At 59.0% G+C, this 21,835-nt stretch carries 15 protein-coding genes and 1 tRNA gene; 1 reads left to right on the forward strand and 15 read right to left on the reverse strand.

All coding sequences use genetic code 11. From position 1 onward, the window contains the following. Positions 1-41 precede the first annotated feature (41 nt). From ACFO3S_RS00670 to hemE, 13 genes are all read right to left on the reverse strand, one after another. On the reverse strand, positions 42-1,520 hold the full coding sequence (locus tag ACFO3S_RS00670) for a sugar ABC transporter ATP-binding protein (protein WP_378091173.1): 1,479 nt from the start codon (positions 1,518-1,520) through the stop codon (positions 42-44). A 93-nt stretch (positions 1,521-1,613) separates the two neighbouring features. Beyond that, positions 1,614-2,603, reverse strand: coding sequence for a sugar ABC transporter substrate-binding protein (locus ACFO3S_RS00675; protein ID WP_378091175.1), 990 nt, complete (start codon positions 2,601-2,603; stop codon positions 1,614-1,616). A 120-nt stretch (positions 2,604-2,723) separates the two neighbouring features. Next, positions 2,724-3,443 (reverse strand): GntR family transcriptional regulator, encoded by a 720-nt coding sequence (locus ACFO3S_RS00680; protein ID WP_378091178.1) that lies wholly within the window; start codon positions 3,441-3,443, stop codon positions 2,724-2,726. 201 nt (positions 3,444-3,644) lie between these two features. After that, positions 3,645-5,168, reverse strand: a complete 1,524-nt coding sequence (locus tag ACFO3S_RS00685) for a response regulator (RefSeq protein ID WP_378091180.1) — start codon at positions 5,166-5,168, stop codon at positions 3,645-3,647. Beyond that, a complete protein-coding gene (locus ACFO3S_RS00690) occupies positions 5,161-6,957 on the reverse strand; it encodes a sensor histidine kinase (RefSeq protein ID WP_378091182.1) in 1,797 nt (598 codons plus the stop codon). The genes ACFO3S_RS00685 and ACFO3S_RS00690 overlap by 8 nt, the downstream gene beginning before the upstream one ends. 136 nt (positions 6,958-7,093) lie before the next feature. After that, positions 7,094-12,187 (reverse strand): glycoside hydrolase domain-containing protein, encoded by a 5,094-nt coding sequence (locus ACFO3S_RS00695; RefSeq protein WP_378091184.1) that lies wholly within the window; start codon positions 12,185-12,187, stop codon positions 7,094-7,096. Between the two features lie 919 nt (positions 12,188-13,106). Continuing rightward, positions 13,107-13,194: transfer RNA gene (locus ACFO3S_RS00700), tRNA-Leu, on the reverse strand. A gap of 116 nt (positions 13,195-13,310) precedes the next feature. Beyond that, positions 13,311-13,814, reverse strand: a complete 504-nt coding sequence (gene mobB, locus ACFO3S_RS00705) for a molybdopterin-guanine dinucleotide biosynthesis protein B (RefSeq protein WP_378091186.1) — start codon at positions 13,812-13,814, stop codon at positions 13,311-13,313. Between the two features lie 19 nt (positions 13,815-13,833). Next, entirely contained in the window at positions 13,834-15,096 is a 1,263-nt protein-coding gene (locus tag ACFO3S_RS00710; RefSeq protein ID WP_378091188.1) for a molybdopterin molybdotransferase MoeA, read from the reverse strand. A 7-nt stretch (positions 15,097-15,103) separates the two neighbouring features. Next, positions 15,104-15,751: a molybdenum cofactor guanylyltransferase gene (gene mobA / locus ACFO3S_RS00715; RefSeq protein WP_378091190.1), complete on the reverse strand. Its 648-nt coding sequence runs from the start codon at positions 15,749-15,751 to the stop codon at positions 15,104-15,106. Between the two features lie 163 nt (positions 15,752-15,914). Continuing rightward, positions 15,915-17,387 (reverse strand): protoporphyrinogen oxidase, encoded by a 1,473-nt coding sequence (hemG, locus tag ACFO3S_RS00720; protein WP_378091192.1) that lies wholly within the window; start codon positions 17,385-17,387, stop codon positions 15,915-15,917. Beyond that, positions 17,377-18,327, reverse strand: a complete 951-nt coding sequence (gene hemH, locus ACFO3S_RS00725; RefSeq protein WP_378091194.1) for a ferrochelatase — start codon at positions 18,325-18,327, stop codon at positions 17,377-17,379. Before hemH ends, hemG begins: the two co-directional genes overlap by 11 nt. Then, complete coding sequence (hemE, locus tag ACFO3S_RS00730) at positions 18,324-19,379, reverse strand: uroporphyrinogen decarboxylase (RefSeq protein ID WP_378091196.1); 1,056 nt, start codon at positions 19,377-19,379, stop codon at positions 18,324-18,326. The genes hemH and hemE overlap by 4 nt, the downstream gene beginning before the upstream one ends. A 190-nt stretch (positions 19,380-19,569) precedes the next feature. Between hemE and ACFO3S_RS00735 the strand changes: the two genes are divergently transcribed. Next, positions 19,570-20,781: an MFS transporter gene (locus tag ACFO3S_RS00735; RefSeq protein WP_378091198.1), complete on the forward strand. Its 1,212-nt coding sequence runs from the start codon at positions 19,570-19,572 to the stop codon at positions 20,779-20,781. Positions 20,782-20,875: 94 nt separating this feature from the next. On the opposite strand, the gene ACFO3S_RS00740 is transcribed toward ACFO3S_RS00735, so the two are convergent. After that, positions 20,876-21,391 carry an SRPBCC domain-containing protein gene (locus ACFO3S_RS00740; protein WP_378091200.1) on the reverse strand — a complete coding sequence of 172 codons (516 nt, stop codon included), beginning with the start codon at positions 21,389-21,391 and terminating at the stop codon, positions 20,876-20,878. Then, on the reverse strand, positions 21,384-21,764 hold the full coding sequence (locus ACFO3S_RS00745) for an ArsR/SmtB family transcription factor (RefSeq protein WP_378091202.1): 381 nt from the start codon (positions 21,762-21,764) through the stop codon (positions 21,384-21,386). Before ACFO3S_RS00745 ends, ACFO3S_RS00740 begins: the two co-directional genes overlap by 8 nt. Between the last annotated feature and the right edge of the window lie 71 nt (positions 21,765-21,835).

Consider the following 21,835-nt stretch of genomic DNA (forward strand, 5'->3'; position numbering starts at 1 on the left):
GGTTGACCTCCGCTCTACATTTGGGATAAGAACGACGACTGTTATTCCGTAGCCATCGTCAGAATGCGTTCCTGCGTCATTTCATCGCCTGCAACCTCTCCGGTTAGCGCCCCTTCCTTCATGACCAGCACCCGGTCGGACATCCCGATCAGCTCCGGCATTTCGGAAGAAATCATAATAATCGACTTGTTCTCGCCGATCAGCTTTCGCATCAGGGTGTAGATCTCCTGCTTCGCTCCGACGTCGATGCCTCGAGTAGGCTCGTCGAAGATCAGAATATCGCACTGTGTCGCCAGCCATTTGGCCAGAACGACCTTCTGCTGGTTGCCGCCGCTCAAGTTTTTGACCGCCTGCAGTTCCCCGGGCGTCTTGATCGCCAATGCCGCGATATAATCCGTGGCCAGGTTTTTCTCCTTCTTCTTATGAAGAAAACCGAAGGAGGAGATTTTATCGAGCGAAGCGTACGAGACGTTAAACTTCACGTCCATGTTCAACAGCGCGCCATGCTGTTTTCTGTCCTCCGGAATGAGCCCCATCTTGTAGCCGATGGCGTCCATCGGATGACGGATCTTTACGCGTTTCCCTCTGATTAGCACCTCGCCGGCGAAGATCGGATCGACGCCGAATATGGCGCGAACCAGCTCCGTTCTTCCGGCGCCGACCAGGCCGGCGATGCCCAGTATTTCTCCTTCTCTCAGGGTGATGGATACGTTGTTGACCTGAGGGTTTGAGAGACCCTTGACCTCCAGCACCGGGGGTCCCGTCCGGGAGGCTTTGGGCGGATAATGCTGTCCCAACGCCCGTCCGACCATCAAGCCGACCAGTTCGGATCGGTTCGTGTCTTCGCACTGCAGTGTTCGAATATATTTGCCGTCTCTCATGACCGTAATCCGGTCGGAGAGGCGGAAGATTTCCTCGAATTTGTGGGAAATGTAAATAATCGTCATCCCCTGCCGCTTCAGCTTGTCGACGATATCGTACAGCTTCTCGACTTCGCTGCTCGTCAGCGGGGCGGTAGGCTCGTCCATAATCAACACTTTGGCGTTGCCGGATATCGCTTTGGCGATTTCTACGATTTGCTGAAAGCCGACGCTCAAATCTTTAACCAGGCTTTGCGGCCGCACGTTCACGCCGAGTTGACTTAAAATTTGCGACGACCGGGCGTTCATCTCGCGTCTATCGATCATGAACCTGCCGCCAAGCTCTCTGCCGTAGAAAATATTTTCAGCTACCGTCAGACTCGGAATCAGGTTGAATTCCTGATAGATCGCGCTGATTCCTTCCTTTAAAGCATAGATCGGATTCATGCCGCTCATCTCAACGCCGTTGTACCTAATGCTGCCCGAAGTCGGCTCGATGGCGCCGGTGATCGTCTTGATCAGCGTCGATTTGCCCGCGCCGTTCTCGCCTACGATCGAATGCACCTCTCCTGGCCGAAAATCGATTGAAACGCCGTCCAGCGCCTTAACGCCAGGGTAATATTTGCTAATGTCCCGAAGAGCTAATAGGGGTTCGCCCATCCCGGCCGGCCTCCTTTATCTCCCGCAGACCCTCTCTCCCGTCTTCGCCGCACAACGTCCAGGGAGAAAGGTCTGCGGATAGAATCGTATTTCTTACTGGATAAATTCGTCCACGTTGCTAAGCGTTACGGGAATCATATTCACCGCGATCGGTTCGGCAATCGGGCCGTCCGCGATGACTTTCACCGCCGTATCTACAATCTGCCGCCCCATTCCAACCGGAGCGATGTCGATAGTCGCGCGGTAAATCCCGTCCTCCTTGATCTTCTTGAGTGCTTCCTGAGTAGCGTCCAGCCCGCCGATAAAGAAGTCCGGCGTATCTTTCTTAGCGGCTTTCACGACTTCGTAAACGCCGAGCGCACCGGCATCGTTAACGGCTGCGACGACTTTGACGTTCGGATGAGCCTGGAGAATCGTTTCCATTGCCCGCATTCCTTTCTCAACCGTGTTCGCCGACTGATTGGCCACGATTTTGGCATCCGGCGCATGCTTCAGAATGCCGTCCTTAATTCCGTTGGCCCGTTCGATGATCACTTTCAATTCCGGGTAATCGATAATAGCGACTTCCGCCGTGCCGCCCAATTTGTCGGCAATCCATTTACCCGCCTCTTCTCCGATCGCCATTCCATATTCATACTCCGGCACGGTAAGGAATGCATCGGAGCCGGCTACGTTCTGGTTGGAGCTGATGACGGTGATGCCGGCTTCTTTGGCTTTCTTGACTACCGGCTCCAAAGCCTTGTCGTCAACCGGGCTGATGACGATGACGTCCAGCTTCTGCGTAATGAAGTTTTCGATCGCGTTGACTTGCTGCACCGCGTCACCTTTGCCGTCATGAACGGTGACGTCGTATCCGAGCTCTTTGGCCCTTGCCTTCACGCCTTCCGACAAGTCGACGAAATACGTATTCGCCAGATTGGCGACCGTAAAACCGATTCGCAGCTTTTTGTTTACGGCTTCGCCGCCGGTTTCCGCAGACGGGCTTCCTTTAGACCCCGCATTGTTTCCGCTTTCATTTGCGCTTGAACAAGCCGTCAATGCCGTCATTGCCACGATAAGCAGAAAAAAAACAATTTTACGCATACTCTTTTCCTCCGATTTTTCATAATATTCCGATTTTTCAAACTTTTAAAACCGTGCTCCGCCCCCTTGAAAACAGAGCTTGTAGAGCGTACATCACCCCCTAGTTCAAATCTACATGCGTTACTTCAACTGGATTTTATATTTATACTTATCGCGGTTGACGATCCGATAGTTGAACTCCACCGGAAGCGTGCCGAAATAAGCAATCCGCTTAATTAACAGACACGGAGAGTTTTTCTTAATATCGAGCAAATCCGCTTCTTCCTTGCTGATCAGGACAGCATCGATCGTCTCTTCGGCCATGTTGGCGGCTACATTGTAGACCTCGCTTAGCGTCTCGTACAAGGAACGCCGACCGAAATCGTATTGGTCCAACCCAGGAAACAGCCGGCACGGCAAGTAAGAGCGGTCAATGACAATCGCTTCGTTGTCGGCCATCCGGAGCCGCTTGATCAAGTAAACCTGCTCGCCCTCGGGCAAGGTCAAAGCCAGTCTGACCTCGTTGTCGGGGAAAACCCTTTCAAGAGATAATTGCTTGGAGGATGGCGTGTATCCCCGCCGCTTCACTTCGTTCGTAAAGCTGTAGAACCGATTCAGTTCCTGGTTAATGCCGGAAAAACGAACGAAAGTACCTTTGCCCGTCTTCTTCTCGATCATGCCCTCATGTTCGAGCTCGGATAGGGCGCGCCTTGCCGTGATACGGCTAACCTGATAGAGATCGCATAACTCGGCTTCGGATGGCAGCTTGTCCCCGACCTTCCATTCGCCTTCCTGAATTTTGTTGGAGATAATTTGCTTCAGTTGATGATATAATGACAGCGGATTGTTCTTATCAATCAAGATGAGCTCCCCTTTCGCGAAATGATCAACCTCCACCTGTTATAACATTATAATATCATGATACGATCGTTTGTCAATTCATTTGTCAAAAAAAGAACGGTAGGCGTTCGCCAGCCCCCGTTCGGGACTCTTACCCTATTTGATGAAGCCCATGCTGGGCGTACACATGAAAAAGAGCGGCCGGCAATGACCGGCCGCTCTTCAGCTTTTACGGGCGATGGAGCCCGGGCTTACTCCAAAGTGCTTTTTGAACAGCCGGCTGAAGTAGGAAAGATCGTCATAGCCCAGATCGTGCGATACTACGCTGACGTTCGCCTGTCCTGACAGCAGCAGCTCTCTGGCCTTCTCCATCTTGTACTGAATGATGTATTCGACCGGAGACAGATCGGTCTCTTGCTTGAAGAGCGTGGAGAAATAGTTCTTGTTCAGGTTAACGTGGTTCGAGAGATCTTCCAGCGTGATTTTGCTGCGGTAGTTTTGCTTGATATATGCGATCGCCTTGCGAATCTCGTCGCGCTTGCGGCCGGATCGAAGCTGGGCCAGACCGGCATGAACGCGTTCGAACAATTGCTCGATTCGACTGCTATACGCCGCAAAATCGGAGGCGCTGTCGAAACCGTCCGCCGCTTCAGAATCTACGGCCGCATCCAGTTCCCCGCCCGCGCTTCTCAAAACCTCCTCGGCCAATGTATGCAGATTGCGCCCGATCTGCCTGACCGCCTTCATGCCGTAGCGCTTGTCCTCGATATGTCTGAACAGCTCGTCCAGCAGCGGCGAAACGTCCTCGCCGAGCTCCAACTGGTCCCGCAGCCGCTGCTTCAGATGCCAGAACGCCTCCTCCAGATCAAGGGTCACCGCAATCTCGTCCATCCGCCGCACGCCCGGGCACAGCTCGTAAAACTCGGAGTCGAGGCCGACCGCGAGATGCCGCACCTCCTCCCCCATCCTCTCCCACGCCACGGGTTGCTGCTGGTAGATCAACTGCATATCCAGATTTAAATAGCGTCGGATCAGCATTCGAATGTCCTCGCCGATCTCCCGCAGTGCCGACTCCGGCTCGTCTCCGGTCTCGACCGGAAACACAAGCAGGCAGCGGCCGGCTCCCAGCGTCAACGCTTCCGCAGCCGTCTTGCGGTTAACTACCTCGAGCAGTATGTTCCGCAGCGTCTCATCGTCCGGCACCCCCCGTTCCCCGCGCAATGCGGACGCGGCGATCAGCCGGTTGCGCTCGCCGATTCGCAGCCGGAACCGCTCGATGCGAGCTCGCAGCTCCGCCGCGTCGATATCGCCGTGCAGCCACTCCAGCGCCAGACTGTTCCGGCGCAGCTGCTCTCCGTCGCCTGCCGTCCGCTCCGACACGCCCGCCAGCGAGCGCACAAGCTCGACCAGCTCGTTCCCGTTCAGCGTCACCTTCAGCACATAATCCGCGGCTCCCGCCTTGATCGCTTCCTTTACCATCTGCAGCTCGTTATAATTGCTCAGAACGACAATCTGGCCCTGGTACCCGGTCTGCTTCAGCCGCTTAATCAGCTCGATGCCGTCCATAACCGGCATATTCAGATCGGTGATCACGACGTCGGGCGCAGTCTCCATGATGAGACTGAGCGCCGACTTGCCGTCCCGCGCTTCCCCGACGATCTCCATGCCGTTTGCTTCCCAATCGGCGATGACGCGTATCCCCATAAGCACCAGAAGCTCGTCGTCCGCAATAAACAATTTAATCATCGTCTGCTCCCCCTTGCTGAGAACGACTCGGCAAATCGAGCGCGACCTCCGTCCCTTGACCCGGCGCGCTGTCGATAGTCAGCCGGAATCCGCCGCCATAATGCAGCCGCAGCCGTTCGCGAACGTTCGGCAACCCGATCCCCCTCATTTTCGTCGCCTGCTCCTCCGCCTTCGGGGTAAAGATCGACGCGAGCTGCTCCGGCGTCATCCCTTGGCCGTTGTCGACGATACGAATCTTCAGCGCGCCGTCCTCCGTCCATGCCTCAACGTCGATGCGCCCTCTTCGATTCAGTCCGTTGAAGCCGTGAATCAAGCTGTTCTCGATGATCGGCTGCAGGATCAGATTGATGACCGGGCACATCGCCGCCTCCTCGGATACGCGGTATTCGACCTCAAACAGCCCGCCGTAGCGGATCGCCTGAATGTTGCAATAGTGCCGCAGATTGTCGATCTCCTCCGCCAGCGGCACGAACTCCTTGTTGCCCAGAATGCCGCTCTTGAGCAGCGTGGCGAGCGATACGATCAGATCGCTGACGGGCTTCGCCTTATTGATGTCGGCCACCCACCGGATCGAGTTCAGCGTGTTGAACAGGAAATGCGGCTTGATCTGCGACCGCAGCATCTTGAGCTCCGCCTCGCGCTTGTCCCGCTCCTCTTCGTTGATCCGACGGATCAACTCGTTCATGCGCAGTACCATTGTATTGAACACCTTAGAAAGCTGCCCCACCTCGTCTCGGCCGCTGATCTTGACGGAGACGCTCAGGTTGCCTCCTTGGACCTCCTTCATCGCCTCCGTCAGTTGAATGATCGGCTTCGTGATGCGCCCGACCAGCAGCGCCGACAGCGCGGCGAACAGCGCAAGGAACCCGCCGGTAATCGAGATGAACAGCGTCCGGCTTCGCTCGATATCGCGATAGATCACCTCGCGGGGAATCGTCTGGACCAGTCTCCAGCCGTTGCTCAGCGAATATGCGTTGACGAACGCTCTGTGCGCCCGGCTGTACTCGGAGCTGGCAGAGCCCGCCTCTACCGACTGCAGCGAAGCCGCATCCGGGTAAGGGAGGCCGATCTCGGCGCGGTCGGTGGATGTGACGATGCTTCCCTGCTCATTCACGATACGGATCGTGATGGCCGGATCTATCTTGGCGGACTGCAAGATCCGGTAGAGGTTCATCTCGTTAACGCTGATCAGCATCGTCCCCTTGCTGTGACCGATCGACTCGTAGGGCAGCATCATCAGCAGGCCGATGCCATACGGATTCTGGTTGCTGGAATTCAAGCCTTCGACGGACAACCACTTGGTGTTGGCGCCCTCCGGCCAGCTCGCATGGCGGTCGATGAAACCTGCGATCTTGTCCTTGATGGCGCCGAGCGGCACATTCTGGCTCATATGCAGATTCCCGTAGCTATCCTTGATCGCGACGAAGCTGTTCGGGTAGTTCAACACCGAATACATGATCTCGGTGAACAGATTGTTGAGCATCTTAATGTTGCCGAAAATGTTGACGGGATCGTCGTAAATGTTTTTCGACAATACTTCGCCCATATCGTTATTCGCGAGCACGACATGCGAGGTCGTGACCATGTCCTTGAACACGACGTTCAAGTTTTGTCCGATCTGCTTCGTGATCTCCGTGTGCGTCACGACAATCTTTTCCTTCAGAATCGTTTGCGCGTAGTAGACGTAAACAAGCGACAATAGCAGAAAAGGAATCAGAACGAAGAAAATGAAAATCGCGATCAGCTTGTACTTGATGCTGGTCTGCCTTAATAAGCCAGGAAAGATCATGGGGTTAAGGTAGCTCCCTTCAAGCAAGCAGAAGCAGATTATAATTGGTATGATAGCAGGAACGCCGCCAATTGAAAATAAAAGCAAGGCCCCCGTCTTCGCGCGGAAGCGAAGACGGAGATCCTCTATGCCTGCGCTATTCGCGCTTCAATATGTTGTAAAGCACAGTCGCGGCGGCCGCCCTCGTCAAGCTTCCCTGCGGATTCAGCCTGCCTCCGCCCTCTCCGCGGACTAGTCCGCTGCCCAGCAGCGTCGCTGCGCTAGCGCGGGCGTAGTCCGCCACGGCCGCCTCGTCGGCGAAGCCGGTCAGACTCGCGTCTTCGTCCGAACCTAGGCTAAAGCCGGCGAGCCGCAGCGCCTTGACGACGAGCACCATCATCTCTTGCCTGGAGATCGGCTGGTTCGGACCGAATCTGCCGTTCCCGATGCCTGAGGTGATGCCGAGCGCTTCGGCAATCGCGATCTCCCGGTAGTTGGCGTCCGTCGCGGCAACATCGGCGAAGCTCGACTGCGCTGTGGCGGACAATCCCAGTAGCCGCACGAGGCTGCCCAAAAACTCCGCCCGCGTAATGTCCGCTCTCGGTCTAAATCTCCGATCCGTCGCCCCCTCCATCACGCCTTTAGACGCAAGAGCTTCGATCGCCGCTCTTGCCCAATCGATTTGGGCCAGATCGTCGAACGTACGATGATAATAGGCTGCCGCATAGATGCCAAACTGCGCAGCGGAGAACACAAGCTCTCCTGTTGTCGGGTCGTACTTGGCATTCGGCACCTGCACCGCACCTCCGTCCCCATCTATGCGCCAGATCGTCATAAAGTCGGGATTAAAGGAAGCGTCACTCGCCTCGGCTGCCGTAATCGCATTCTTCAGCGCAATGGCGACGGGGGCGTCCGGATTGTTCCATTCGATCGACCGGCCGTCTGCCGTCAAGATCAGTTCGATCGCCGGCCCGCTCCCGAACGGATCTCTCCGCCGCTGCCCGGCAAGCTCGCTCATGGAAACAGGCGCTACCGACAGTCCGAGCGTCGCCGCCTGGCGGAGATGTTCGTCGCCGAGCATGGCGCGCGGCAGTGCAAGCGTCGCCGTCTGCGTGTCGATAATCAGCTTGCCGATATCGCTGCCGGCCGCGAACACATCTGCCGGCAGCAGCACCTCGTAGGCTTGCGCGCCGGCGATCGGCTTTACGATCAGCTTGATCGTCTTGGCGCCTGCGGCATCCGTCGCAGCGCTTCGGGCAAGCGCATCCAGCATGGAGGACGAGACGGAAGCTTGCGCGCTGCCGTTCGCTTTTAATATCGGCTCAAGCGCTGCCGTACCGTTCACAGGCGTCGGCGTTGGCGCCGAGCCGCCCGGGGCCTGGATTGAACCTGTGTCCGGGCTCGAACCTGGGTTCGGACTTGGGCTTGGCTCCTCCGACCGAGCCAGCTTGAGCACCTTCACGGGGAAGGTTTTGGTGTCCGAACGGCTTCCTCTGACCAGCGTCGCGGTTAGAATCACCACCGCGTCGCCGTTCCTATAGGCGGGACGCGTGACGGTGCCGTCCGGCCCAACGGCCGCATCGCTGGACGTCCAGCTAATGGATGTGCCGTGCCTGCCCGTCAGCGGCAACGATAGATTTTGCGTCACGGCATCCGCCGTATCCGGATCCGCGAACCCGATCTCCAGAGCCGCCTTGTCCGCCGCCAGCAAATCCGGCGAGCCCGGCGCCGGCTCGCCGGACAGAGACACCTCGCTCCATTCCGCGCTTGTCGTGACATCGTTCAAGCCGGACAGCGTGTGCGCGACTACCCCATAGGAGCGAATCCCGTTCGCCATGTCCTCGTCATTGATGTGCGCCGTAATGCCGATCGATCGGCCCTCCTGCGGCTGAATAGCGATCAGCGTCCAAGGGACTGCCAGTTCGACCGTATACCCGTCCGTCGCGGGCTGGGAACGCTGAATCACCGCACTCGCCGACTCGCTCGGCGCGCCGTTCAAGAACACCTGATCGTCCGCATATCGGATCGTAAGCTGAGGGGCATGCTTGCCGCGCGGACCTTTCGTCAAGTCGCCGTCGATGAACAGCTCTACTCCGTCATCCTCCCACGGCTGCGTCGGATGAGAGAAGCTCCTCGGATCTTGATCGTTCACCTCGAAGGCGGCGTACAGATAGCGGTCGTTCCACAATACGCCGAACCGCCCCGTATTGTCGGTCTCGCCGTAGATCGGATAGAAGATCTCATGGCGCAAATCCCATGCCGCCTCGTCAAGCTCGCCGTCAACGATCAGCTCGTCCTCGTCTATCCTGTAGGCAAACAGCCCTTCATCCGGCAGCTCGCCCGGGTACTGCGACGGCAATGGCTCGCCCGCGATAAAGTGGAAATGATCGAAATACAGCGTATACGGATGAGCCTCACCAAACTTCCAAATCTCGAATCCGATCATACGGGTAACGTCAATATCCGCCAGCGTCGAGATCGGAATGCGCACATGCTTCCATTCCTTCGGACCGATCGTCACCGGGTTCTGGTCGTTATGCTTCCAATCCTGATCGAAGGTCTTGACATAGATCCTCGCTTCTTCATCCTGGGGATTATATACATCGAAGCCCAGAGCGCTGTACTTCGACCAATCGGCCGACCGGAAGCCGGTTCCTTCATAGAATAGCGAAATGCCCGGCCAATGATTTTGAGGGTCCGCGCTTGGCGTATAATCGACCTTCATCGCTTGCCGTCCTTGCGTCACATAATCCGAGGACAGACTTAAGCTGACCTCCGTCTTTTGCCAACGGGCCAGATCGTCCTCTGTCTCCGCATTGTTCAGGGCAATCGTATACTCGGGGGCCGCCTCGCTCAAATCCTGCGAGGGAAGCGCCTCGTGAGCGATAAAATGAAAACGATCGTAGTACAGCGTATACGACTGGGCGCGTCCGAAGGTCCAAATTTCAAAGCCGATCATCCTCGAACGGTCGACCCCTCCGAACGATTCCGCAGGGATAAATACCCGTTTCGATTCCTTAGCGGCGATCGTGATCGAATTGCCGTCGTAATTCGTCCAGTTCTGGTCGAAAAATTTGACGTAAATCGTCGCCTCCGCATCCGACGGATTATAGACGTCGAACCCGATCCCCGAATACTTCGACCAGTCGCCCGAACGAAAACCGGTTCCTTCATAAAACAGTTGAAAGCCCGGATAATCCCCGCCTCCCGTGTAGTCTACCTTGAAGGAGCTATCGCCCTGGGTAGACCAATCCGTCGACAGGCTCATGGACACCCCATTTTTCATAAAACGGGAGAGATCGTCCGCAGTCTCGGCGTCGTTCAAACCGATCGTGAACTCGGGCAGCCCCGCTCCCTTGCCGACCAGCACCAGCGTCTGCTGCTGCGCCTCGCCCTCATGCGTCACGTTGAGAGGCAGGCTGTTCAAGCCGGGGTTCAGCTCGACCAGTTCGGAGAAGACTTCATAGCTCGCCCCTTGCGCCTCTGCTTGAAGCGTCTGGCCGGCAAGCTGCGCGGACGCTCCCTTTTTCGCATAAATCGTAATCCGCTGCTGTAAATCCGACACCCGTTCCACGTTCCACACATACAGGGGATCGCGTACGAGCTCGACGATTCGGTTGGCGATCTCCCGCCGGACCTGGAGCAATTGCTGCGGATCTTCGTCATACTTGTTGATCCTCTCGAACAAGCGATCGTAATAGGGCTGGAGCGCCGCATCGACGTCAAAATCCGCCAGTCCGAGCTGCCCGGCCGCAGCGCTCAACCGTTGCTGCAGCAATCGCAGATATTCGTAATCCTCCATGCCTTCGCGAATCGCTTCAAGACGAATCGTCGGCACGGGACCATGAATGCCGTAGTCATAACCGGGATACATCAAGAAGCCGTCGCCATTCGCACCGCCCGCAAACGCCATCGGATCGCTCCACACGTCCCGATCGACGTAACGAGCGCCGTTGTACTTTTGAAAAATCGTCGTTGACCAGTACAGATTGCCCTCTATATGATGCTGCATCTGCATCCAGGAGAGCAGACGCGCGCCCAACAGATCGTCGTCAATATGATAGGAGGGATACGGATGCTGGGGAGCGAGCGCGGTGTACCACCACATCTGATCGCCCGCAGCCTCTCGCTGCCCGGCTTTGACCGGATCGTACAGTTGGAGCGGAACCGCCCACGTATTCACATATCCGGTCAAGTCGGACACAACCTCCTTCGTGACGACGTGTCTGACATCGGGCGCGATCTCCTTGAGCTGCACCGACACGTCTTTTACAAGCGGGTAGCGGTCCGGGGACGGCTCATCCAGAAAGTTCAGATAGAAGTAGCCTTTGGAGAGCCAGCCTCTGGCCCGCAGCTTGTCTACTATACTCTGCATCTTGTCCAGATCAAGACTCCTGGTCTCATCGCAATTTCCGCTGCAGTAATAAGGAATGCGGAAGCTCGTTACCTTCGAATTGTCCAGAAACCGGCCCGCCGCATCGATGTATGCGTCAATATCGTCGGTTGGAATCGGCAGATCGTCTGGCGGCAGCCGATATTCGGTCTGGAACCAGTAATAATTTTCGAGAAGCTCCCAATATTCCTGCGTATTCATCTCCACATGATGCGCCTTGGCCAGTTGATCTCCCCACAGAGCGAATGCCGTAGACGTGCTGGAGCCATCTTCGAGCTGAAAATCCCATACAGTAAAATGAATCGGCACCTCCAGCAGCTCGGCGTCCTGCACTTGCACGGTTACCTGACCGTAATACACGCCCGGCGGCTGGTCTTTCGGCACATGAACAGTGAGCCAGATGCCCTGATTGCGGCCGGCCTTCACCTCAAATCGGTCGGACGAGCCGAGCGGCAGCAGCGCGTCCGGATACCAGCCTTTGGGATTCGCCTGCGTCGTCTGCTTGGTCACCTCGATGTAGTGCTGCTTATATACTTTGATCCGATCGGCAGCGATCCGCTGCCCGGACTCGCCGACCAGATCGGTAACGCTAACGCCGACCGCAGCCAGATCCTCCTCCGTCGCCCGGACGATGATCTGGCCGCTCTCGTATTCGTTGCGGGCCGCCTCCATGACGAGCGAGTTCGATAGCTCCCCGTTTGTCGGCGCCTCGTCGCGCATCATTTTCTCGCTGTTGGCGGGCACCCCTATTTGGACGCGCTCCGTCTCCGTCTGCTCCGAACTTGCCGCATGGACGGTCAGCTGCGTCGTCTGAAGCGCCAGGACAGCAGCCAGTACGATCGACAACCACTTTTTCATGTAATGCAATCCCCCTCCTGAGATTCATTCAACGCCTCAAATTATTTTGAAAGCGTTTTCCAATATCAGTATAAATGGGGGGGATCCCGGGCGGATATTGAGAAACGAAAGGTATTGTTGGACAATCGTTGTGAATTTTCGTCCAAATAGAAGAAAAATCATGCCGTCGGCAGGTCCGCATCCGCTCAGATGGCATTATTGTTTGAAATCGTATAACGATTGTAGCGAATTCGCGCGAAAATGTTGGTTCTGCCGTTACCTGGTTCGCCCCGCGCCTGCCATGATCGCCAAGTCAAAGCATCAGAGTCGGCTGGCCCATTCCACCATCCTAAATCAGCCCACCAACCTACGCTAGCCCAGCCCAACTTGCGCCAACCCACCAACCCCCGCTAGCCCGCCATCCTACGTCAGTCCACCAACCTACGCTAGCCCACGCCAAATTGTGCCAACCCACGCCACCCACTAACGTAACGGTTGCCAGCGCCGCTAATCGTGCCGTTTTCGCGATGTGGAGATTGTAACGGTTGCAGCAGCGGCTATTTCAGCTGAAGACGTACCTTTTCGCTCGATAACCCCAAAATAAGCGCGACGGCAACCGTTAGCTTTTCCTTTTTCGGAAAAACGATCGATTAAGCGCCACTGCAACCGTTAGACGTCACCGGCAGGAAGCACGCCACCGATCGCATACGACAACGGCTTAACCGGACGACATTGTCCCGTCCCCGATCGTTTCGGACGACAGGTTCCTTCAGCTGATTTCAGTTTTGAACCGCTTAGCCTGACGTCATTGACCGTCCTCCCCTCCTTCTCCTCCTCTTTTATATTGTCATAGATGAGCTGGTGCTTAGATAGTGTGAATCAATATGCAAAAAGGCTTCCAATCTGTTGGAAACAGATCGGAAGCCTGTCATGGATGAAGTGGTGCGGTCGAGAGGACTCGAACCTCCACGGGGTATTAGCCCACACGGACCTGAACCGTGCGCGTCTGCCAATTCCGCCACGACCGCAAATGAAGAGTTGTTGTTTGGCGTCAACGTTTAATATACTACCATGAAGCTCCTTATCGGGTCAAGCGTTATTTTTCAGATTCCCTGAAAGAAGACAAAGACGGGAGCGCTCCGAATTATCGCTGTCGCAGAAAGGCAATCAAAGGATCGAAAGCCTCGGCGTTCGGCAGGACAAAAACGGGGAGCCCCAGACCGGCCGCCTCCCTCTCGATCCGAGGCAGCTTCGTTCTCGACCCGACCGCGATCACGTTGGCCAGGCGGAGCAGATCGGCGTCCTTGTCGTCGCGGATAAGCGCGACCTTCGGATAGGCCGCGGTTTTGAAGCCTTCGACGATCAGATCGTCGAGCCCGTGCGCTCCCATCCGGGAGACCAGCTCCTCGACGGGCGTCCCCCTCTCCAGCACCCATGCCGTGCGGGACGAAGAAGCGATCGCCGTTACCGCCGCGCCGGCCTGCCTGTGTTTCCACGTATCCGTTCCCGGCGGCTCCGGCTCGAACTGGTGAGCGTCGCGCTTCAGCGTCCCGACTTTGCGGCCTTCGGCCGCAAGTCTGCGGACCAGCTCGCAAGCCAGCGTCGTTTTGCCCGAATTTTTGTAGCCTACGATCTGAATAATGCGCACTTCGGCGCCCCTCCTCGCGCTACGGCCTGATTTTCCACGCCTTCACCGGCTGCCCCCGCTTCAATCCCTCCTTGGTCGGAGGAATTTCAATCAGGCAATCCGAGCCGACGATCGTCGTCATCAGACTGGACTTGTCGTCTCCGGTCGGCGTTACCCAGACCTGACCGTCTCTGATCTCGGTGGCGGCTCTGACGTATCGGCGATAGGCGTTCACCTTCGGGAAATCCTCTCCCAGGAAGGCCGAATAAGCCGGGTGCAGCGGCCGCTCCACTCCGAGCATCCGGCGCAGCGCCGGAACGGCGAACAGATGGAAGCCGACGAAGCAGGCGCCCGGATTGCCGGACAGGGCAAGAATCAGCTTCTCTCCGAACAGCGCCGCGGAAGTCGGACTTCCCGGCCGCATGGCGACTTTGTTGAACAGCAGCTTCGCGTCCGGCCGTGCGACAATGTCGGCCATGACATCGTAATCCCCGACCGACACTCCGCCGGAAGTCAGCAGCAGATCGCAGCCGGACAACGCCTGCCTCACCCGCTCTTCCGCCTCCTCCGCGCGGTCGGGCACCTTGCCGAGCATCAGCGGCTCGCCGCCGAATTCCCGAACAAGCGCCGCCAGCATCGGCGCGTTGCTGTTGCGGATTTTGGCCGGCGCGAGCGGCTCGTCCACTTCCAGCAGCTCGCTGCCCGTGGACAGAATCGCCACGCGCGGGCGTCTTGCCGCCGCCACGCGCGTATACCCGCAAGAGGCGAGCAGGGCGCTCTCCCCGGGGCCGATCGGCTGGCCGACGGGCAGCAGACGATCGCCCAACCGGATTTCGCTGCCGATCTCGGAGAGGTTGACGCCGGACGGCACCGACTTGCCGATCCGTACGATCGGCATCCCGTCCCTCTCCCCGGCCGAGGTCATCTCCAGCATAACGACGGCGTCCGCCCCTTCGGGCACCATTCCCCCTGTCATAATTCGCGACGCCTGACCCGGGCCGATCGGATGCTTGGGCTCCGCGCCTCCCGGCAAGCTTTCCAGCACCTCCAGCTCCGCCGGGCTCTCGGGCCGCGCCTGCTTCAGATCGGCGCTGCGCACCGCATAGCCGTCCATGCCCGAGCGGCGGAAGGCGGGAAAAGGATGCGGAGCGATCAACTCTTCGGCCAGATGCCGGCCCCAAGCCTCGTACAACGAAACGTTCTCCGCACCGAGAAAGCGAGCATGGTCCAGCACCGCTCTCTGCGCTTCCTCGGGCTGCTTCGCCTGCCGGCGGAACCGCTCCGGACTGTCTGTATGCTGCATATTGGCGCTAACTCCTTTGCTGCGGGTGTAGGGGACGCGCCGCCCAGCGGGCGATCGCATCCTCGTATTGCTCGGGCGTATCGATGTCCTCGGCCAAGTCGGTCGAATGTCCGGCCGCCAGCAGCTCGTCGGCGCCGACTTCCCGCCGCTCGAGTCGTTCCAGCCAATGCAACAGCCGTCTCGATCCGGCAAGCAGCCGCTCCTCGGCGATCGCCCCCGTCTCCTGACGGTAGACGGCGTGAAACGGCTGAAGATTTCCCCCGATAAGCGGAACCGCCGCCTGCGCCTGTTCGACCGACAGCAAGCGAAGCAAGTATTCGGCGGCCGAGGCGCTCGGATAAGGCTGATCGCAGCCGAGCAGCCAGACATGCGGAGACCGCGCTTCGCGGAAGCCGGCATGCACGCCGGCCAGCGGACCTTCTCCGGCGTACGCGTCGGAGACGATCCGCACGCCCGGATACGCCGCCGCCAGCTGCTCGGAGAAGCGCGCATCGTTGGCGACGACGACGACGTCCGTCGACAGCTTCGCCGCCTCGCGCAGCTGACGTTCGATTATCGTCTCCCGTCCGAGCGTCAGCAGCGCTTTGTTGCGTCCGCCCATGCGCCTGCCTTCTCCCCCCGCCAGAATGACCGTCGTCAGCTCTCCCTGCCGCACCGCATTTCCTCCCCGTCTCAGACGACTTCAGGCGTCTGTATTTTCCCATTGTAGCCCTGCATCGACGCCGCAACAACCCCCTGGGCGGCCATTCCCCCCGTACCCGAGTCTCGCTATCGTCCGTCTCTGCGGATTGCCCTCCGATGATGAAGAAGAGGCCGTCTTATGACGGCCCCCGCGAAAGGTCCAGCAGCGCCTCTGCGGCCTGCTTCCCCTGAGCGACGCAGTCCGGCAGGCCGACGGCCTCGAACGCGGCGCCGGTGGCGACGACGCCCGGCAGCCGCTGCCCGAGCTTGGCGCGGAAATCGGCGATCGCGCCGACATGGCCGACCGGATATTGCGGCATCGAATGGCGCAGCCGCGTAATCTCGGCGAATTCGGGCGCCGCCTCCAGCCCCATCAGGTCGCGCAGGTCGCGGCGCACCGCCGCGGTCATCGCCTCGTCGTCCAGCTCGACGCCCTGCTCGTCGCCCGCCCGTCCGACGTAGCAGCGGATGAGGCGTTTGCCCTCCGGCGCCGTATGCAGCCACTTGGCCGAAGTCCAAGTGCTCGCCGTAATGAGCCGCTTCTCCCCTCGCGGCACAAGGAAGCCGGAACCGTCCAGCTCCCGGTCGAATCCGTCGGCGTCGTACCCGAACACGACGTTGGCCACCGAGACGTAGCGGATAGCGCGCAAGGCCGCGACGTCCGTGTGCGGCTCCAGCAGCTCCGACGCGGCGTACGCAGGCAGCGCGACGAGCGCCTGATCGGCTTCCCGTACCGTTCCGTCGGACAGCCGAAGCCGGTAAGCCGATCGCTCCGCTTCCGCGCCGATCGGCTCGATCGCCAGCACTTTGGCGCCGAGGCGAATCTCCCCTCCCTCCGCTCGGATACGGCTCTCCAACGCTTCGACGATCGTCGACAAGCCGTTCCTGAACGTCAGGAATACGCTGGCGGGAAGCGCCGACGCGGTTCCGGCTCCGGCCGGCTCCCGCTCCGCCTTCGCGGCGGCGGCCCGCTGGGCCGCCCGCGTGCCCGCTATGAGGCTGCCGTGCTCCTCGACCATTCGCTTGAATTGGGGGAAAGTCGCCTCCAGCCCGAGCTTGTACAGATCGCCGGCGTGAATGCCCGCCAGCAGCGGCTCGAATAGGCGTCCGACCATCTCCTTGCCCATGCGGCGCTCGAGGAAAGCCCCGACCGACTCGTCTCCCGCCGGCCCATCATCCGGCAGCTCCTCCTCCTCCAGCGCCCTCCGCTTGCCTGCCTCCGACAGGAGCTCCGTCCGCATGAACTTGTCGCGATCGGCAGGAATGCCGAGCGTAAGCCCCTGCGGCATCGGCACGAGCCTGCCGTCCAAGGCTATATACGTGCTCTTCGCCTGCGGATTCGTGCCCGTCAGCTCCGACGCCAATCCGAGCTCTTCCGCCAACCGGATCATCGGAAGCTTGCGTCCGAGGAACGAGTCCGGCCCGCGTTCGATGACGAACCCGTCCCTCCGCAGCGTATGGATCCTCCCTCCAAGCCGGTCCGCCCCTTCCAGGACGGCGACTTCGATCGCTTCCCCCCGCTCCTTCGCCTGCCGGAGCAAGTAAAAGGCGGCGCTGAGACCGGTAATCCCGCCGCCCAGCACCGCCACCCGGCGACTTTTATTCGTCATGGCCGTCTCCCCCGCTCGCCGCCCCGATGACCGAATCGGCCAGAGCGGCCATATATTGCGGATCGTCGTTCAGCATGCGGATTCGCTCCAGCCGCATCCCTTTCTCCTCCGCAAACTTCTTCGCCTCGATGTCGAGATCGTACAGAACCTCGAGATGATCCGACACGAAGCCGACCGGCGCTACGAGCACCGACCGAACGCCCTCGGCTGCCAGCTTCTCCAGCGTCTCCAGAATGTCCGGCCCCAGCCAGGGCTGCCCGGTCTGCCCCGCGCTCTGCCAGGTGAACTGCCACCGGTCCACGCCCGCCTTGGCGGCGACGGCTGCGGAAGTTGCCAGCAGTTGGTCGGCGTACGGGTCGTTCAGCTCGAGAATTTTCTCCGGCAGACTGTGCGCGCTGAACAACACGAGCGCTTCTTCGCGGCCGCCTCCGAGCCTCTTCAGCCCTTCGGTCACGCGTTCGCTCAGAGCTTCGATCAGCTGCGGGTGCAGATGGTACTCCTGGACGCCGCGGAACCGGATGCCGCGCTTCGCCGCTTCCTCCTCCGCCCGCTTCAAGTAGCCGCCGACGCTCATCGAAGAATACTGCGGCGTCAGCACGATGCCGACCGCCTCCCGAATGCCGTCCGCCGCCATCGCCGCAACGCCGTCCTCGATGAACGGAGCCGCATGCTTCAAGCCCTGGTAGCAGGCGTAGACGCCCTCGCCCGCCCGTTCGTCCAGCATGCGCTGAAGCGCCTCCGCCTGCCGGTTCGTATTTTCGCGAAGCGGGAAGACTCCGCCTACAATAGCCCGGTAGCGGGACGTCAAATCCTCCAATTGCTCCGGCGTCGGAGGATGACCTCTGCGAATGTGCGTATAGTAAGCTTCTATGCCTTCCATGCTTTCGGGCGTCCCGTAGGACATGACAAGCACCCCGATCGGTGGGTTAGCCCCGCTCATGCCTTTGCCTCCTCTGCCAGCTTCCGTTCGCTGTAGCTATGAATATAATCCGTCAGCTCTTTGAGCTTCTCCAGAGACGCTTCCGGAAACAGTCCGTGTCCCAGGTTGAAAATGTAGCCGGGCTCTCGCATGCCTTCGTCCAGCAGCTTCCGCGCCTGCTCGTGAATGACCTCGGACGGAGCGGTAAGCACGTAGGGATCGAGATTGCCCTGGATCGCATACCGCCCGCCGAGCCTGCGCCGCCCCTCCGCCAGCGGCACCCGCCAATCGAGTCCGATGACGTCGGCTTTCAAGCCGGTCAAATGCGGGAGAAGCTCGCCGGAGCTGACGCCCGGGAAATATATTTTCGGCACGTTCAAATCCGCCAGCTCCGAGAAAATCCGCTCGATATGCGGCAGCACGAATGCCTTGAAATCGTGCGGAGCGAGAGCGCCGACCCAGCTGTCGAACAGCTGAACCGCCTTCGCTCCGGAGGAAATATGCGCGCGCAAGTAGGCCGCCGCCATATCCGCCAGCTTGCCCATCAGCCGGTGCCAGGTGTGGGGATCTCCGTACATTAGCGATTTCGTGCGGATATACGATTTGGACGGTCTGCCTTCTATTAAATAGCTGGCCAGCGTGAACGGCGCACCCGCGAACGTGATCAACGGAACCTCCAGCTCGCGGTCCAGTATTCGAATCGTCTCCAGAACGTGCGGCAGATCGCCCTCCGCGTCGAGCGGCTTCAGCCTCTCCACGTCGGCGGCGCCGCGCACCGGGTTATGGATCACCGGGCCGACATCCTTCACGATATCGAATTCGATGCCGATCGACGCGACGGGATTCATGATGTCCGAGTAGAGAATCGCGGCATCGACGCCCAGCTTGCGAATCGGCATCAGCGTCACTTCCGCGGCCAGCTCGGGCTGCCGGCAAATCTCCAGAAGCGAATACTTTTCCTTGATTTTGCGGTAATCCGGATCGTAGCGTCCCGCCTGGCGCATATACCACACGGGAATTCGCTCCACCGCTTCCCCTCTGCACGCCCGCAAGAACAAGTCGTTCTTCAACATAAGCTTCCAGCCTCTTTTATGTACCGTTTTGGTTTTTCATTGCTTTCATTATGCCCCTTTTGGCTGGCGCGGACAAGCTTCCAGCCCGAAGCGAGTATGACAATAGTTTGACAATGCGTTTTTTTGCCCCCGCATGAGCCTATGTTATACTGGCTAGAGATCAGATCCGCATCTGGAGAAGGTGTCAGCAATGCAGCGTTGGAAAGTCAATCTGTACTTATTAATGATCGGCAACTTCCTCGTCATGGCCGGGATGACGATGATTATGCCTTTTCTGTCGTTATACTTGCAGCAGGATTTGGGGGTGACGGGGGAACACGAGATCGGCGTATGGGCCGGCGTGATTTTCGCGGCGAACTTCGTAACGTCTTTCCTGTTCCAACCGTTATGGGGCAAGCTTGCGGAGAAATACGGCCGGAAAATGATGCTTCTTCGCTCCGGCTTCGGAATGGCGATCGTCATGCTGCTGATGGGCTTCGCGACCGAGCCCTGGCATCTGCTTCTGCTGCGGATGCTTAACGGAACGATCTCGGGATACGTGCCCGCTGCGGTGTCCCTCGTGTCGACGGCGACCCCCAAGGACCGTATGGGCTTTGCGATGGGCACGCTTCAGTCCGGAAGCACGGCGGGAGCGATACTCGGCCCTTTTATGGGAGGGTTAATGGCGGACAACTTCGGCTTTCGGCCGATTTTTTACATCACGGGCGCTTTGCTGTTTCTCGCCTCCGTTCTGTCGTGGATGCTCGTTCACGAGAAGTTCGACCGGGCCGCCGCGGCGCTGAAGAAGCAGGCCAGCGTCCTGAGAGGGCTCCGCGAGCTGATGGCCATCCGGCAGCTGCCCGTTCTGCTCACGATTACGTTCCTGATTCAGTTCGCCATGCTCAGCCCGATGCCGCTTATTCCGATCTACGTGCAGCACCTGCACGGCACGGCGGAGAATCTGGCGTTCTATGCCGGGTTCGTCGGCTCCGTCACCGGAATCTCCAACATGATCTGCTCGCCCCTGCTGGGCCGGCTCAGCGACAGGATCGGTCCGATCCGCATCCTGCTCGTCTGCCTGGCGGGCTCCGCCGCCATGACGATTCCGCAAGCGTTCGCGGATTCCGTCGGCATGCTGCTCGTCTTTCGCTTCCTGATGGGCTGCTTCATGGGCGGCCTGATTCCGACCGTCAACGCGCTTGTGCGCCAGTATACGCCGGACGGCAAGGAGAGCCGGGCCTTCGGCTTCAATACGAGCGCGCTCGCCCTCGGCAATATGATGGGTCCGGTCGTCGGCGGAGCCTTATCCGGCTGGATCGGCATCGAGGGGCTGTTCATCGTGGCGGGCGTGCTGCTGTTCCTGACCTGCCTCTGGGCCACCGGAGCGCTGCGGGCTCGGCGGGAGGCCGGCGCCGCAGGGTGACGCTCGGCGAAGCCCGTCCTCGGCGGCGATCGGACCTTCCTTCATGCCGGAAGGCCGCCGGCTCTGCGAGCCAGGCGGCCTTCCCCCGCTTGTTTTATTTGAGCTCGTTCAGACGCTCCTCCAGACGGTCCCACGTTTCGGTGATGCCCTGCAGCATGCCCATATCGATGACGGATTTGAGCGCCTCGGCGGTCACGTATTCGTTGAAGCAGACCAGCTTCGTCTTGCCGCCGAGATCGATAAACTCCATCGTCACCTCGGTCGCCGGCATCGTGTCGTTCTCACGGCCTTCGGCATCCGAGAAGTAGTCGGTATAGACAATCTTCTCCGGTTCGACAATTTCCTTATAGACGGCCTTGCCCCAAGACTCCATTCCGTAAAAATCGCCCTGGTTCCGATCGACGCACTTCATGCAGTAGTGCCAAACGCCGCCTGGACGGAAATCGACCTTGCAGACCGGAATCTCCCAGCCTCTCGGTCCCCACCATACCTTGAGATGCTCCGCTTCCTTGAACATGTTGAATACGAGCTCCCGCGGCGCGTCGAAAACGCGCTCCAGCACGAGCACCCGATCGTTCTCCACTCTGGACACCATCGCGTTGTTAGTCATTGTCATCCTCCTGATAATTAAAGAAATGTGATGAATCTTCCTTGCTCCTCAATTCGCGCAAGTAGTCGTCCAGCTTGTCGAATCTTTCCTCCATTACGCGACGAAACGATTGCAGCCAGTCGTCCAGCGCCAGGAAGGGCGCCGGCCGCAGCCTGTAGATTCTGCGGTTGGCCTCGGCCTGCACGTCCACAATCCCGCTCTCGCCCAGAATCTTCAGATGCTTGGAGGCTTGAGGCTGACGAAGCCCCAGCCGATCGGCGATCTCTCCCACGGTAAGGGGTCCGTCCCGCAGCAGCTCGACGATTCGCTTGCGGTTAGGTTCGGACAACGCGCTCAGCACCGTCATGTCCATGTCCGGAAGAGATCCTGACATGTCATTCACCTCGTTAAGGGATTTTTTCCGGCCGTCCCCTCTCCTTCGCAGTTGGGTAGTTTTTTGCTTGC

Origin of the sequence: Cohnella hongkongensis (assembly GCF_042654645.1) — a bacterium.
Classification (GTDB): domain Bacteria; phylum Bacillota; class Bacilli; order Paenibacillales; family Paenibacillaceae; genus Cohnella; species Cohnella hongkongensis.

What these genes read in the sequence shown, in the direction of transcription:
- ACFO3S_RS00670 (WP_378091173.1), bottom strand. Translation starts at nt 1,520, where the DNA reads ATGGGCGAACCCCTATTAGCTCTTCGGGACATTAGCAAATATTACCCT.
- ACFO3S_RS00675 (WP_378091175.1), bottom strand. Translation starts at nt 2,603, where the DNA reads ATGCGTAAAATTGTTTTTTTTCTGCTTATCGTGGCAATGACGGCATTG.
- ACFO3S_RS00685 (WP_378091180.1), bottom strand. Translation starts at nt 5,168, where the DNA reads ATGATTAAATTGTTTATTGCGGACGACGAGCTTCTGGTGCTTATGGGG.
- ACFO3S_RS00690 (WP_378091182.1), bottom strand. Translation starts at nt 6,957, where the DNA reads ATGATCTTTCCTGGCTTATTAAGGCAGACCAGCATCAAGTACAAGCTG.
- ACFO3S_RS00695 (WP_378091184.1), bottom strand. Translation starts at nt 12,187, where the DNA reads ATGAAAAAGTGGTTGTCGATCGTACTGGCTGCTGTCCTGGCGCTTCAG.
- ACFO3S_RS00710 (WP_378091188.1), bottom strand. Translation starts at nt 15,096, where the DNA reads ATGCAGCATACAGACAGTCCGGAGCGGTTCCGCCGGCAGGCGAAGCAG.
- hemG (WP_378091192.1), bottom strand. Translation starts at nt 17,387, where the DNA reads ATGACGAATAAAAGTCGCCGGGTGGCGGTGCTGGGCGGCGGGATTACC.
- hemH (WP_378091194.1), bottom strand. Translation starts at nt 18,327, where the DNA reads ATGAGCGGGGCTAACCCACCGATCGGGGTGCTTGTCATGTCCTACGGG.
- hemE (WP_378091196.1), bottom strand. Translation starts at nt 19,379, where the DNA reads ATGTTGAAGAACGACTTGTTCTTGCGGGCGTGCAGAGGGGAAGCGGTG.
- ACFO3S_RS00735 (WP_378091198.1), top strand. Translation starts at nt 19,570, where the DNA reads ATGCAGCGTTGGAAAGTCAATCTGTACTTATTAATGATCGGCAACTTC.
- ACFO3S_RS00740 (WP_378091200.1), bottom strand. Translation starts at nt 21,391, where the DNA reads ATGACTAACAACGCGATGGTGTCCAGAGTGGAGAACGATCGGGTGCTC.
- ACFO3S_RS00745 (WP_378091202.1), bottom strand. Translation starts at nt 21,764, where the DNA reads ATGTCAGGATCTCTTCCGGACATGGACATGACGGTGCTGAGCGCGTTG.